The sequence below is a fragment of the Shewanella sp. 4t3-1-2LB genome, assembly GCF_017368415.1.
Taxonomy (GTDB): domain Bacteria; phylum Pseudomonadota; class Gammaproteobacteria; order Enterobacterales; family Shewanellaceae; genus Shewanella; species Shewanella fodinae.
Map to the genome: position 1 here is coordinate 33,994 of NZ_JAFNJD010000009.1, position 14,354 is coordinate 48,347.

Genomic DNA, 14,354 nt, shown 5'->3' on the forward strand with positions numbered 1-14,354 from the left:
TAATTTAAGGTTTGTAGTGTATCAATGTATTAATACAGTAAGCAAGACTAATGTTGGAATTCTTGAATGTCAATCCCAGTAGTGGTGAACCCATTTATCGGCAATTGACTGACCAAATCGTGCACCTGATTGTCGGTGGTCAGCTACCGTCGGGAACAGTGTTGCCTTCCGTGCGACAGATAGCATCACATCTAGCCGTAAATCCAATGACGGTGTCGCGGGCTATTCAGCAACTGGTAGATCAGGGCTGGTTAGAGCGGCGTCGAGGGCAGGCAACCCGAGTGGCAACTCTACCCAATCAGCAACAAGCCTCTGCTGAAACACTATTGTTACCTCAATTGCAGGCCCTTTTGACCACTGCCAAACAGTTGGGAATATCGCAGATGCAACTACAGCAATGGGTAGCGCAACACTGGTTAGAGGGAGAAGAGGAATGACCTCGGAGCGGATGATGGTGCCAGATGTACTTTTATCATTGAACAATGTCAGTAAGCAATTTGATGGTAAAACGGTATTACAAGGACTGACGATGCAATTGCTGCCCGGAATGGTGGTAGGTTTGCTTGGTGCCAATGGTGCCGGAAAATCAACATTAATGCGTATCGCATTGGGTATTGTTAAGGCTGATAGCGGCACAGTACAGATTCTGGGGGATGAGCCTCAACAACTGAGTTCTGCCGCAAAAAACCGTATTGGTTATGTCCCCCAGCAGTCATTTGGCTATGAAGGTTTTAGTGTTGGCAAGGCGCTGGAATGGCATCGCAGCTTTTATGACAATTGGGACGTAACCTTGGAGCAGGAGTGGCTGACGCGGTTTCAACTCGATAGAAGCACAGCTGTGCAAAAGTTATCTATTGGACAAAGACAATCACTGGCACTGATTATGGCAATGGCTTACAGACCACAACTCTTGCTGTTGGATGAACCAGTCGCCAGTCTGGATCCTGTCGCCCGTCGCAGTTTTATGGCTGATCTATTTGATTTAGCGCTCGAGTCTGGTTCGGCTGTGCTTTTTTCATCTCATATCACATCTGATCTTGAACGTGTTGCCAGTCATGTCGCCCTGCTTAAGCAAGGTGAACTGATACTGTTTCGCGAGCTGGACGCATTACGCGAACAATTACGGGTGTTGCAATTTGCTGATGGCGAAGCCCCGGTGTTACCTGTCAATGTCCAGTTACTGGCTCGTCACGGTAATAGATGGTTGGTCGACGGAGATCTAAGCCACTTGCACCCAGCAGGTCTGTTGACCAGTCAACCGTTAAACCTCGAGCAGTTGTTTCTGGAGCTGCATTCATGAATCGTTTGGCATGGGAGTCTTGGTTTAGAGATAAAGCGTGTGCCAGCTATCTCGGGGCATCCTTGTTTGGGCTGATATTGGCTCTGGTCATGTCTCACCAGCCTAAAGTTGAATTGCTGCAACTGTTTTACTGTCTAAGCATTATGAGTTTTTGCAGTGCATTTGCTTGGCGCACATTACGCCTACAGAGTACTGAATGGGTCAGACTCGTGCCTGGTTTCTATGCTCTGATGATTCGGCAGTCTCTGTGTTTTGCACTTCTGGTGATAATGATTGAGTTGGTATTGGCAGTTGCGTTGATACCTGCGTCACATGCAGCTATTGCTGTTCAGGGGGCTAGCTGGTTTGTTGGTTTAAGTTTTGTTTTGCTGACGTTATACCGCCCTAAGTTATTTTTTATTTCCATTTTACTGTTCTTCTGTTTGCCGCTATTTGCTTTTCTGACCAAAGCATTGCCATTGGCACTATGGTGGCTTGGTGTTTCGCTATTATGGCTGGTACTGATGTCGCAATTGCGACTGCCCAAATGGCAAGCGGAAGGTATCAGTATTTTCCGTGGCGGTATGGACAAGGGAATGTTGTGCAGCACCCGTTTAGCTGAGCGATGGCCGTTGTCTTTATTGCAAGGGCTGAACCGTTGGCTACATCCCATCAGTTTTTTCATGGGTGGAAGTTTAGGGCTTGTGATTGCACTTACAATATTGGCACCTTTTGTGTTACTGCCTATTAATCAATGGACCCGTTTTGATTACTCACCAGCCGTTATGGGCAGCCAGTTTGCCGTCATCTGCTGTTTGCTAGTGCACTGGCATCGGATGTTACGTTGGCAGTCGGTCGAGATGCTGATGTTACTTCCCGGGTTTGAAGGTATTGAAGCAGTGAGACAACAATTTTGTCGGCAACAGTGGCGGTTACTCTGGCTGCTGACATGTAACATCGCTATTGCTTGGTTAGTGCAATCATGGTGGCAAGCTCAGTGGCATTGGCTGGCTGGACTGCATGTGGTGTTGGCTACTATTTGGGGATGTGCTGCAGTGATGGCTCTAGGTTGTATTTTCCAACGGACATGGCAGCGAGTGGTATTATGGGGGATATACCTTGTCCATTCTGGTTGTATTGCCGGGTTCTATGCCGCGCTCAGCAAGGATGATATGGTTTGGGGATTAGCCTTGGACTCTGTGTTTGTCGTCATATCTCTGATTGCGCTGCAACTAAGTGGTCATAGGCTTTGGTCGAAAGATGTTCTTCAGCCTGAATAAATTTATTACGGTTGGAATTCTCTCAGTGTCATCTTTTAGCTGTGAGTACTGCGCCAGGATGGTGCTGCTTCATTAGCTTGTCTAAAAACATTCTCTCATTATCTGGCATAAATTCTGCTATCCCTTAAGGTTATCCAGGCTATAGTTCAACTCAAATACGTTATTTGATTGATTATAAAAAGGAAAATTAAACTGGTATTAGCACCAATTTGAAGCATTGATAAATCGGCACTGCTATTCATTTGCACCATAATGATGCGGTGTCCGGTGATAATTATGAGGGGGCGTTGCTTGTTATGGATCGACTTATAAAAAATTATGATTCCGGCGATTTTTTTGATGAGCTGATCGACCACACCGGAAACCCCCGTCCGCCCGCCAAACAATTGCTCAAATATCTGGATTCCCTCTCTGCCGACGAACTGGAGAAACGCCGGCTGACGGCGGAAGCCACCATCCAAGAGATGGGCATCAGTTTTACCGTCTATACCGAGGAAGGCAATATTGATCGTGCCTGGCCGTTCGACATTATTCCGCGCACCATTGAGGCTAAAGATTGGGCGGTGACCGAAGCGGGCCTGAAACAACGGCTGACCGCCCTCAACCGCTTTATTGATGACCTGTACCACGAACAACACTGTATCAAAGACGGCATTATCCCCGAGCATATTATCAAAGAGTCAAAAAACTTCCGGCCAGAATGTGTTGGGGTTTCGCCCGCTTATGGGGTGTGGGCGCATATTTGCGGCACCGATTTGGTGCGCGATGCCGATGGCAAGTTTTATGTTCTGGAAGACAATTTGCGGGTGCCTTCTGGGGTGTCTTATATGTTGGAAAACCGGGCAATTACCAAACGGGTGTTGCCGGAACTCTTTGAAAATGATGACATTCAACCCATAGGCTCTTATCCATCACAGCTGTTCGATACCCTGGCGGCGCTGTCTCCGCGCAAGGTCGCTCGTCCAGAAATCGTAGTGTTAACGCCAGGCATTTATAACTCCGCCTATTTTGAACATGCGTTTTTAGCGCAGCAGATGGGGGTAGAGCTGGTAGAAGGCTCAGATCTGTTTGTGGGTAGTGATGATTGTGTCTACATGAAAACCATCTACGGCCCAGAACGGGTGGATGTGATTTATCGGCGTATTGATGACTTGTTTATTGATCCAGAAGCCTTTAATCCCGAGTCTGTTTTGGGGGTGCCGGGATTGATGCGGGCCTGGAAAGCGGGCAATGTAGCTCTGGCGAATGCACCTGGTGCAGGTGTTGCTGATGATAAAGTGGTCTATGCCTACGTTCCTGCACTGATCCGTTATTACCTCAACGAAGAACCCATTCTGCCCAATGTGAAAACCTTCCTGTGTGATCGGGATGATGAACGTGAATATGTGCTGGCAAACCTCGACAAGCTGGTAGTGAAACCGGCCAACGAGTCCGGTGGTTATGGCATGCTGGTGGGGCCGCATTCCACTAAAAAAGAGCAACAAACCTTTGCGGAACTGATCAAGGCCAACCCGCGTAACTATATCGCCCAGCCGACACTCAAACTGTCAACTGCACCGACGTTAATAGGTAAAGATGTGCTGGAACCGCGCCATCTGGATCTGCGGCCATTCATTTTGCAAAGCAAGGACACTTACGTCACCACTGGTGGTTTGACCCGGGTAGCGATGAAAAAAGGCTCGCTGGTGGTCAACTCTTCCCAAGGCGGTGGCAGTAAAGACACCTGGATTGTTGGGACAAAAGGAGACTGAACATGTTGTCACGGGTTGCCGAGCGCCTTTACTGGAGTGCGCGTTATTTGGAGCGAGTGGAAAATATTGCCCGTCTGGTCAGTGTCTATGATGACCTCATGTATGACTTGCCGCGTGATATTGCGGTGTCTTGGTACAATCTGGTGGAGATCAACAGTGGCGTGGAACAGTTTGATCAGCGCTACAAGGTCAAGGATGAACACAATGTGCTGAAGTTCCTGCTGGCCGATGACACTAACCCTGGTTCGTTGTTGTCATCACTGAAAATGGTGCGGGAGAATATCCGTACCACCCGCGATGTGGTGCCGGGCGAAATGTGGGAACTGATCAACGAGTTAGATCTCTATGCGCAGCACAATATCAAGCAAGGGATCAACCGTTCGGTGCGTCATGCTTATCTCAACACCATCATTGAAGGTTGCCAGAAGATCATTGGCCTGTTGACCGGCACCATGGACCGTCACGCGGGCTGGCACTTCATCATGATGGGGCGTTTTCTGGAACGGGCCGATATGAACACCCGTATTCTGGATGCCGCTAATTTCCAAATGCTGCACTCGCAGGAAGAGGAAGATGTGCGTCTGGGACAGGTCGTCTGGTCCAAAGTGCTAAAATCTCAGAGCGCTTATTTGAGTTTTCGCCGCACCATGCGCTGTTCCATTACGGGCGCCGCGGTGGTGACATTCATGCTGACCGACCCCTGTTTTCCCCGTTCGCAGCGCTATTGTCTGGAGCAGATAAAAATCGCTGCTGCCACCTTGCCTCGCTTTGGCATTATCGCGGCTAATGTCGACAAGTTGCTGCAACTCACGCAAGGAGTGGAAAAGTCGGAAGATCTCAATCAACAGTTCAGTGACTATCTCAATGAGGTGCAACTGGGGATGATTGCGTTGCATCATCAGATCACAGAAAACTGGTTTCACTTTCGCCAAGAGGATGCCGCATGACCATTCGCATCGCCATCCAGCACACCACTACTTACAAGTTTGACCGGGATGTTAAAGTATCGCCGCATATACTGCGGTTGCGGCCCGCGCCGCACTCGCGCACTCATATTCATGGCTATTCGCTGAAAGTCACTCCTGAGCAGCACTTCATCAACTGGCAACAGGATCCGTTTGGCAACTGGCAGGCGCGCTTGGTATTCCCAGAAAAAACGCGCAAGTTGCAGTTTGCGGTGGAAGTGATTGCCGATATGACGGTGATTAACCCTTTTGATTTCTTCATCGAAGAGTACGCCGAAACTTACCCTTTTAACTATGAGCCGGTACTGCAAGAGGAACTGGCGCCTTATCTGAAAACCGTTGAAGATTGCCCGGAACTGGAAGCCTGGATGGCAAGCATTGATGGCAAAGACCAGGCGATTGTAGGGTTTTTGGTGGAACTTAACAGCCGGTTGGCACAGGACATTGGCTATGGCATTCGGCTCGAACCCGGAATTCAAACGTGCCAGGAAACGCTGACGCTGAAAAAAGGTTCCTGTCGTGACACTGCCTGGCTGCTGGTGCAGATCCTGCGTCGGCTCGGGTTGGCGGCTCGTTTTGCTTCTGGTTATCTGGTGCAGCTAGTGGCCGATGTGAAGGCGCTGGATGGCCCGTCGGGTACCGATCACGACTTTACCGACTTGCATGCCTGGTGTGAGGTGTATCTGCCTGGCGCTGGCTGGGTTGGCCTAGATCCCACCAGTGGCCTGTTAGCCGGTGAAGGCCATATCCCGCTGGCGTGTACTGCGGAGCCCATCTCTGCAGCACCGATTACCGGTTATACCGACAAGTGTGAAGTCAACTTCAGCTATACCAACGTGGTGACCCGCATTCATGAAGATCCGCGAGTTACCAAGCCTTATAGCGATGATGTTTGGGAAAACATCAAGGCGCTGGGCCGCGCGGTGGATCAGGAGCTGCAACAGGGCGATGTGCGGCTGACGATGGGCGGCGAACCCACCTTTGTCTCCATTGATGATATGGATTCCGCGCAGTGGAATACCGAAGCTCTCGGTGCCGACAAGTTGCGGCTGGCTAAAGACCTGCTGCTACGCATGAAAGCCAAATTTGGTAGCAACGGCTTGTTGCATTATGGGCAGGGCAAGTGGTATCCCGGCGAAGAGTTACCGCGCTGGGCGCTGGGATGTTTCTGGCGTACTGACGGCGAAGCGCTGTGGCATGATCCACAATGGTTGGCGCGGGTCGACAAAAATTATGGTTTTACTGAGACCGAAGCACGACGTTTTGGTAACGCCTTATGCGGTGAGTTAGGGCTCTCAGCCAAGTATTTACAGCCAGCGTTTGAAGACACCTTGTACTACCTTTGGTTGGAGCGCAATCTGCCAGATGCAGCTAACCCGCGTAAGGCCAATCTGCAAGATGATCTGGAACGGCGTCGTCTGGCAAAACTGCTGACTCACGGGTTGGAAAATCCCACCGGCTTTGTGCTGCCGGTAATGTTTGACGGCTATTTGTGGCAGAGCAGTTTGTGGCCACTACGGGCGGAGGTGATTACCTTAATCCCCGGCGACAGCCCAATGGGATTTCGTTTGCCACTGGGTTCCTTACCGCCAATGAGCGAAGAGGAGCTGGACGCTGAACGCGATCCGTTTGAACCAAGGGAACCGCTGGCAACATTTGACGTGAGTGGTGACAGCCCGAGTATTGCTGCGCAGCAGACCGGGCAAACGCCACAACCACCGTTAAGAATTGTTAAACCTGTGGTGCGCACCGCTATTTGTCTGGAAGTGCGCGATGGGCGCTTGCATCTATTCTTACCGCCACTGAATTATTTAGAGCACTACGTAGCTCTAATAAGTGCTATTGAGGCGGTCGCCAGCCAGCAACAACTGCCTGTGGTGATTGAAGGATATGAGCCACCGAAAGACTATCGGATACAGAAATTCCTGATCACCCCAGACCCAGGGGTAATTGAGGTCAATATTCACCCTGCCAGCAGTTGGGATGAGTTGGTACACAATACCGAAACCTTGTACGAGCAGGCTTATCTGTCCCGTCTGGGCTCCGAGAAATTCATGTTGGATGGTCGCCATACCGGCACGGGTGGCGGCAATCACGTCACCTTAGGCGGTTTGACGCCTGCGGATAGCCCGATGTTACGGCGACCCGATCTGCTGCGCAGTTTAGTGACTTACTGGCAGCACCATCCCGGCTTGTCCTACCTGTTTTCTGGGATGTTCATCGGTCCCACCAGTCAGGCGCCTCGAGTGGATGAAGGCCGTGAAGAGTCGTTGTATGAACTGGAAATCGCCTTTGCCAACATGCCGGATGGCTTGGTGGCACAGCCGTGGCTGATTGATCGTCTGATGCGCAATCTGCTGGTGGATATTACCGGTAACACCCATCGTTCTGAGTTTTGCATTGACAAGCTTTACGCCGCCGGCACCGCTAGTGGTCGTCAGGGATTACTGGAGTTTCGTGGCTTTGAAATGCCGCCGCATGCCCGTATGTCGCTGGTGCAGATGTTATTACTGCGTTGCTTAGTGGCGCGTTTTTGGAAGAAGCCCTACAACAAGCCGTTGATCCGTTGGGGCACTGAACTGCATGACCGTTTTATGCTGCCTTACTACGTCTGGCAGGACATCAAGTCAGTGGTGGATGACCTGCAACGGCACGGCTATCCGTTCAAACTGGAATGGCTGGCACCTTTTGAAGAGTTTCGTTTCCCGCATTATGGCCGCCAGCAGTTGGATGATATTCAGCTGGAGCTGCGCTGGGCCATCGAGCCTTGGCACGTACTGGGGGAAGAAGTGACTCACTCAGGTACCGCACGTTATGTGGACTCTTCCGTGGAGCGGTTGCAGGTGCGACTCAGCGGTATAACCGATGGTCGACACATTCTCACCTGTAATGGTCGCCGGGTGCCGTTAAGTGCGACTGGCACCAAAGGCGAAATGATTGGTGCGGTGCGGTATCGCGCCTGGTCGCCACCCTCAGCGCTGCATCCCACATTAGGGGTTGATGCGCCGTTGGTGTTCGACTTGATTGATAGCTGGAATGGCATGTCGATAGGCGGTTGTACCTATTACGTCAGTCACCCAGGCGGCCGCAACTTTGCCAGCGTGCCAGTCAACAGTAACGAAGCGGAAGCGCGTCGCGTTAACCGGTTCCAGGAGCAAGGTTTTACCCAGGGGCCATTGATACCGCCGCCGGAATTTAATGCTATACGCCATTTTTATGTGAATGAACAAGTACCGCGACCAATGGCACCGCCCATGGAGGAAATCAGTCATGAATACCCCCATACATTAGATCTCAGAAAGAAAGTATACTAGGCGCCAATTTGCCGGAGTAAGCCATTAACTGATGCGTTCGCCTTTAGCCAATAACTCGGCACCGGAAACTCAACCGGTGCCCAATGCGCCCTACGTCAAGCCTGCTGGGGCCTTTGACGAAGCCTTTGATGAAGGACGGCAGCCTCGTGCTCATTGGCTGCAACTACTGGAGCACATTGGTCGGTTAGGCACGGATGGCATGGATGACCGTTATCGCCGGGCGCAGCGCATTCTGCGAGATGACGGCGCGACCTATGACCTGAATAATGATCCCTTGTCACCCAGTGTCTGGTCGCTGGACATCATCCCTAATGTGATTAGCAGTGCTGAATGGGCGTTTGTTGAACAAGGGCTGGCACAGCGTTCGACACTGTTCGAACTTATCTACCGCGATTTATACGGCGAACAACAGTTGCTGAAGCAAGGGATTGTGCCGTCAGAAATAGTCTTTGCCGACCCGGGTTTTTTACGTCAGTGTCATGGCATGCGTTTGCCTGGTGCTAACGCATTGATATTGCACGCTGTAGATTTAGTTCGCGGTGAAAATGGTCAGTTTGTGGCGATAGGCGATCGCACCCAATCCCCCAGCGGTAGTGGCTATGCGCTGGAAAATCGCACAGTAGTGTCACGGGTGATGCCGGGATTATTTCGCGACAGCAATGTGTTACGGCTCTCCGCTTTTTTCCAGACACTAAGGCAAACCCTTGCGGGATTAGTAAGCCATAAAACCGATAACCCGCGGGTGGTGGTGCTCACGCCAGGTGCTTACAGCAGCACTTATTTTGAACATGCCTATCTTGCCAACCATTTGGGATATCCGCTGGTGCAAGGCGGTGATCTGACTGTGCGTAACGGCAAGGTGTGGATGAAATCCCTTAATGGCTTGTCGCCAGTGGATGTTATTTTGCGGCGGCTGGATGACTCTTTCTGTGACCAGGCGGAGCTACGCGCTGACTCCATGCTCGGGGTTCCCGGGTTGTTGGAAGTGGCGCGTAACGGCAATGTGGTGCTAGCCAATCCATTGGGTAGCGGGGTGCTGGAAGCGCCGGAGTTGTTGGCGTTTTTGCCGGATATCTGCCAGTTCCTCTTGGGGCAATCATTACAACTGCCATCGGTACGCACCTGGTGGTGTGGTAATCCACAGGATTACGACTATGTTGTCAATCATCTGGATCAACTGATCATCAAACCCACTTATCGCAGTTTTGCCAGCAGAAGTATTTACGGCCACAGTCTTGATGCCAAAGCGCGGGCGGAAACCTTGGCAATGTTGGCCAAAAATCCAGCGGGTTATGTGGCACAGTGTTATATCCCAGGTTCACAAGCGCCTATCTGGCACGAGCAACGGCTGGAGGGGCGCACGGGGATTTTGCGCACCTTTACCGTGGCGACGAAAAATGGTTACAGCGTGATGCCTGGTGGCCTTAGCCGGGTGGCAGAATCTACCGCCGAAGTGATTGTCACTAAGTTATCGGGTTCGCGCAGTAAAGACACCTGGATCTTGAGTGACAAACCAGAGGTAGAACAATCTGCGGTAACAGAATTCCCGCGTGATGAAGCGCAGGTCACCAATCTGCCGAGCCGGGTAATTGAAAACCTGTTCTGGTTTGGTCGGTACGCCGAGCGGGCAGAAGTGAGCCTGCGTTTGATGCGCACCATCTTTAAGCAGCTCAACGGTGTGGAACCACTACCGCCGGAAAGCCGCAATATCTTGCTGCAGGCGCTATCACAAGTAACGGGGTGCCTGCCGGGATTTACTGAAAACGAAGAATTGCTGGAACATCCCAATGATGAACTGGCAGCGTTGGTCACGGATCATGAACGTGCCGGGTCAATTAAGGCTAACTTGCAAGCGATGTTGGCCTGTGGCGAGCAGGTCAAAGAGATGTTGTCGGCCGATACCCGCATTATTCTCAACGAACTGCGTGACCATATTCATGAGGTCGACCGCGCTTATACCCATGGCTTGCCATCGGTGCCAGAAGAATCACTAGACGGTCTGGTCACCACTTTGCTGGCGCTATCCGGCCTGAATAATGAAAGCATGCTGCGAGGCATGGATTGGATGTTCCAGGAAATCGGCCGCCGTACCGAGCGGGCATTGCTGACTGCAACGCTGCTGAAGGCCACGTTGGGTAAACCGTTACCGGGGATGCAGCAGCAGTTGATCCTGGAATCACTACTGTTGAGTGTGGAAGCGTTGATCTCCTTCCGCCGCCGTTATCGTACCGGCACCCGCATCGAGTTCGGGTTGGATTTATTGATGATAGATCTATCCAATCCCCGGTCGCTGATCTATCAGGTCAATCAATTGCGTAAATATCTCAATGAGTTGCCGCGCAACGAAAGCATGACCTCGGGATTGTCGCCGGAAAATCGGCTGATCATCAAGTCATTGAACGATATTCAACTGGCAGATCTGGCGCAGTTGGCGCATGTTGATCACCGGCATCGCAGTCGTGCTAGCCTGCAACAGCTGATGAGCCAGATTATTGAACAATTGGAGCAGTTTACCTCGTTGCTCAGTGATAAATACTTTGATCACACGGCGGGCCCACAACAGCTGATTAAAGCCAAATGGAAGGCCGAGCTATGAGATACCGGGTACGACATCTGACCGAATATCTGTACGTAGCGCCGGTAACGCTGTGCTACAACATGACCCATCTTTTGCCTAGAGATACACCGAAACAGCGTTGTCTCAGCCGGAATATCAAGGTCAGCCCGACGCCTATCTATCACAGCGCCGGGGAAGATTATTTCGGTAACGAAACCTACTATTTTTCCATCCAGGAAGCTCATAAAAAGCTCGCCATTGAAGTGGAGAGTATTTTCGATATTGATGAACAGGATTTGCCTAATCAACTGAGTCTGCAGGTACCGACCTGCGGCGAATTGCGACAGATGCTGGCCTATGCGGATACACCTGAACTGCGCATGGTGAAAGAATATCTACTGGATTCCACCCATATTCACCGTTCTGCCAAGCTGGCGGCGTATGCCGCGGATACCTTTGCCGATGAGGTATCGGTATTGCAGGCTGCGTTGGATTTCACCCATAAAATTTTTCAAGAATTCACTTTTGATGCCACTGCCACCAGCATCAGCACCCCAGCGGAACAGGTGTTAGAAGAGAGGCGTGGCGTGTGCCAGGACTTTGCCCATTTTGCGATTTCCTGTATTCGCTCAGTGGGTTTACCCGCACGTTATATCAGTGGCTATCTGGAAACCTTACCGCCACCAGGACAAGAAAAGCTGGTGGGAGCCGACGCTTCCCATGCTTGGTTTGCCATCTTTGTGCCTGAGTTAGGCTGGGTGGAATTCGATCCCACTAACGACCTGATGCCCAATGGTCAGCATATCATCACCGCCTGGGGCCGTGATTATGCCGATGTCTCACCACTGCAAGGGGTTATTTTTGATGGTGGTGACAGCCAGAAACTCAATGTTTCAGTGGATGTGCAACGTCTCTGACGTATCCTCAATTAAGCTACTGTAATCGTTTGCTGCCATGGGACGATAGTCTGATATTGCAGCAAAAGTATTTATGCTTGCCTTGCGCTTGAGTTAGAATAGCCAAAAGCGAAACAGCTGTAAGCTAAAAGGTAAGTTACAACATGTCTCTTGAGCAGTATCAGATTATCAGGTTGCTGGACCAACAGGTGCAGACACAACAGGATAAAATTGCCCTGGAAGGCTTTGAAACAGCAGCTCCGTGGGATAAGGTCAGCTGGATTCAATTCAAAAATATCACCGATCAACTGGCGGCAGCGCTGATTGATAGCGGTCTAGAGGTGCAGGATCGGGTTGCTATTCTGTCTAACAACTGTCCACAGTGGACATGTATTGACGTGGCGACTATCAAGGCGCGTGGCGTATTGGTGCCCATCTATCCCACATCTACCTTGGAACAGGCGGCGTATATCATCCGTGACGCAGGCGCCAAAGTGCTGTGTGTGGCCAATAATGAACAGTATCATTTGGCCTGCAAGCTGCAGCAGTTGTGTCCAAGCTTGCAGCAGTTGATTGTGTTCGATAATAGCGTTGAACTGATATCTTTTAGCCATTTCTACCTGGATAAGATGATCAGCGAAGAGGCTGGACAACCACACCCAGAGTTGCAACAACGGTTGGCACAGAGCCAACTGGATGACCTGATGACGTTGATCTATACCTCTGGCACTACCGGCGACCCGAAAGGAGTAATGCTGGATCAACGTAATATTGCTTCGGCGATGCGGCAACACCATAAACGAGTGCCATTTAAGCGTGATCAGGTATCTTTAGTCTTTCTGCCCTTGAGTCATGTTTACGAGCGTGGCTGGAGTTTTTATGTGCTCAGTCAAGGTGGCCGTAATGTCTATTTGTCCGATACCCATAAAGTAAAAGAAGCCTTAGTTGCCGTAAAACCCGATACCGTGTGCGTGGTGCCAAGGTTTCTTGAAAAAGTCTACAGTGCGGTGCAGGACAAACTTTCCAAAGCGCCAGCGTTCAGTCGTAAGTTATTTGCTTGGGCACTAGCGGTGGGTCAACGGCAATTTGAAGCATCCCAGGGACGAGCTAAAGGCAGTTTGTGGCTGAAAGCGCAGTGGTTACTGGCAAACCGCTTGGTGTACAGCAAGTTACATCAAGCACTGGGGGGCAATATTAAGTACATGCCTTGTGGTGGCGCGGCATTGGACCCACATGTCAGTGCCTTCTTTGCCGCCATTAATGTGCCGTTGCTGGTGGGCTATGGCATGACTGAAACCACGGCGACAGTAGCTTGCTGTAGTCCAGATAACCGGGTGCCTGGCGCTAACGGTAAACCGCTGGATGAAGTAGAAGTACGCTTAGGCACCGACAATGAAATCCTAGTGCGTGGTGATACTGTGATGCGCGGTTACTTTAACCGGCCGCAGGATACCGCCGAAGTATTTGAAGATGGCTGGCTGAAAACCGGTGATGTCGGGCAGTTGGACGCCAACGGCAATCTATTTATTACTGACCGTTTGAAAGAACTGATGAAAACCTCTAACGGTAAGTACATTGCACCACAACGGGTTGAAGGCAAAGTAGGTTGCTGCCCCTTCATTGAACAAGTGGCCATTATCGCTGATGCCAGAAACTATGTGACTGCGCTGATCGTGCCAGCGTTTGAAGCGTTAGAAGCCTGGGCAAAACAAAAAGGGCTGAGTTATGAGTCACCGGTGGAATTGATCCGCCATTCTCAGGTGCTGGCGCATTTTGACGAGCGCCTGAAACAACTACAGCAAGGTTTGGCAGGGTTCGAGCAGATCAAGAAGTTTACCTTGCTCCCTGAAGCCTTCTCTATGGAAGCCGGGTTGATTACTCCAACGCTGAAACTGCGGCGTAAGATGATTTACCATAGATATGCCAATGAAATTAATGCCATGTATGGTCATTAATCTCTGGGTGATTTGAAAAAAGGCTGCTTGGCAGCCTTTTTTTATGATTGAAGCGAGCCAGTAGCTTTCCTATCGACCTCGGTTCGCTAGTTACTTGCTGGTTTAAGCTGGTGGATGCTGTGATTCAGGGGAATACTGAAGGGCAAATGTAAATGGCGACGTAATTTGCTGATTATCTGTGTATATGATCACAAATGAGAATCAAACTCATTTGCATTTTTGTGTATAAAGGCTAAAGTACCTTCCAACCTTAATTGGCCGTTTAATGATAAATGTCATTTAACAAATTGATTTAAATATAAATAAGTCTTTCCTGCATGGTGGTATTCAGTAGTCCATTTCTGCTGCTGTTTGGTT

The 14,354-nt window shown here is 50.5% G+C and carries 9 protein-coding genes; all 9 read left to right on the plus strand.

The window, feature by feature from the left end; genetic code table 11:
- Window positions 1–50 precede the first annotated feature (50 nt).
- The 9 genes from J3L11_RS05310 to J3L11_RS05350 all read left to right on the plus strand — a co-directional run bounded on the left by J3L11_RS05310 (window position 51) and on the right by J3L11_RS05350 (window position 13,997).
- The gene (locus J3L11_RS05310; protein ID WP_207570370.1) at window positions 51–437 is read left to right on the plus strand and encodes a GntR family transcriptional regulator; all 387 of its coding nucleotides are present in this window, start codon (window positions 51–53) and stop codon (window positions 435–437) included.
- Complete coding sequence (locus J3L11_RS05315; protein ID WP_242695106.1) at window positions 434–1,300, plus strand: ABC transporter ATP-binding protein; 867 nt, start codon at window positions 434–436, stop codon at window positions 1,298–1,300. The genes J3L11_RS05310 and J3L11_RS05315 overlap by 4 nt, the downstream gene beginning before the upstream one ends.
- Window positions 1,297–2,559: a hypothetical protein gene (locus J3L11_RS05320; protein WP_207570371.1), complete on the plus strand. Its 1,263-nt coding sequence runs from the start codon at window positions 1,297–1,299 to the stop codon at window positions 2,557–2,559. The genes J3L11_RS05315 and J3L11_RS05320 overlap by 4 nt, the downstream gene beginning before the upstream one ends.
- Window positions 2,560–2,855: 296 nt before the next feature.
- Window positions 2,856–4,310, plus strand: a complete 1,455-nt coding sequence (locus tag J3L11_RS05325) for a circularly permuted type 2 ATP-grasp protein (protein WP_207570372.1) — start codon at window positions 2,856–2,858, stop codon at window positions 4,308–4,310.
- Window positions 4,311–4,312: 2 nt separating this feature from the next.
- Window positions 4,313–5,257, plus strand: a complete 945-nt coding sequence (locus J3L11_RS05330; RefSeq protein ID WP_133038280.1) for an alpha-E domain-containing protein — start codon at window positions 4,313–4,315, stop codon at window positions 5,255–5,257.
- Window positions 5,254–8,589, plus strand: a complete 3,336-nt coding sequence (locus tag J3L11_RS05335; RefSeq protein WP_207570373.1) for a transglutaminase family protein — start codon at window positions 5,254–5,256, stop codon at window positions 8,587–8,589. Before J3L11_RS05330 ends, J3L11_RS05335 begins: the two co-directional genes overlap by 4 nt.
- A 31-nt stretch (window positions 8,590–8,620) precedes the next feature.
- Complete coding sequence (locus J3L11_RS05340; protein ID WP_207570374.1) at window positions 8,621–11,185, plus strand: circularly permuted type 2 ATP-grasp protein; 2,565 nt, start codon at window positions 8,621–8,623, stop codon at window positions 11,183–11,185.
- Window positions 11,182–12,063, plus strand: a complete 882-nt coding sequence (locus J3L11_RS05345) for a transglutaminase family protein (protein WP_133038277.1) — start codon at window positions 11,182–11,184, stop codon at window positions 12,061–12,063. Before J3L11_RS05340 ends, J3L11_RS05345 begins: the two co-directional genes overlap by 4 nt.
- 143 nt (window positions 12,064–12,206) lie before the next feature.
- A complete protein-coding gene (locus tag J3L11_RS05350) occupies window positions 12,207–13,997 on the plus strand; it encodes a long-chain fatty acid--CoA ligase (protein WP_207570375.1) in 1,791 nt (596 codons plus the stop codon).
- Window positions 13,998–14,354 lie beyond the last annotated feature (357 nt).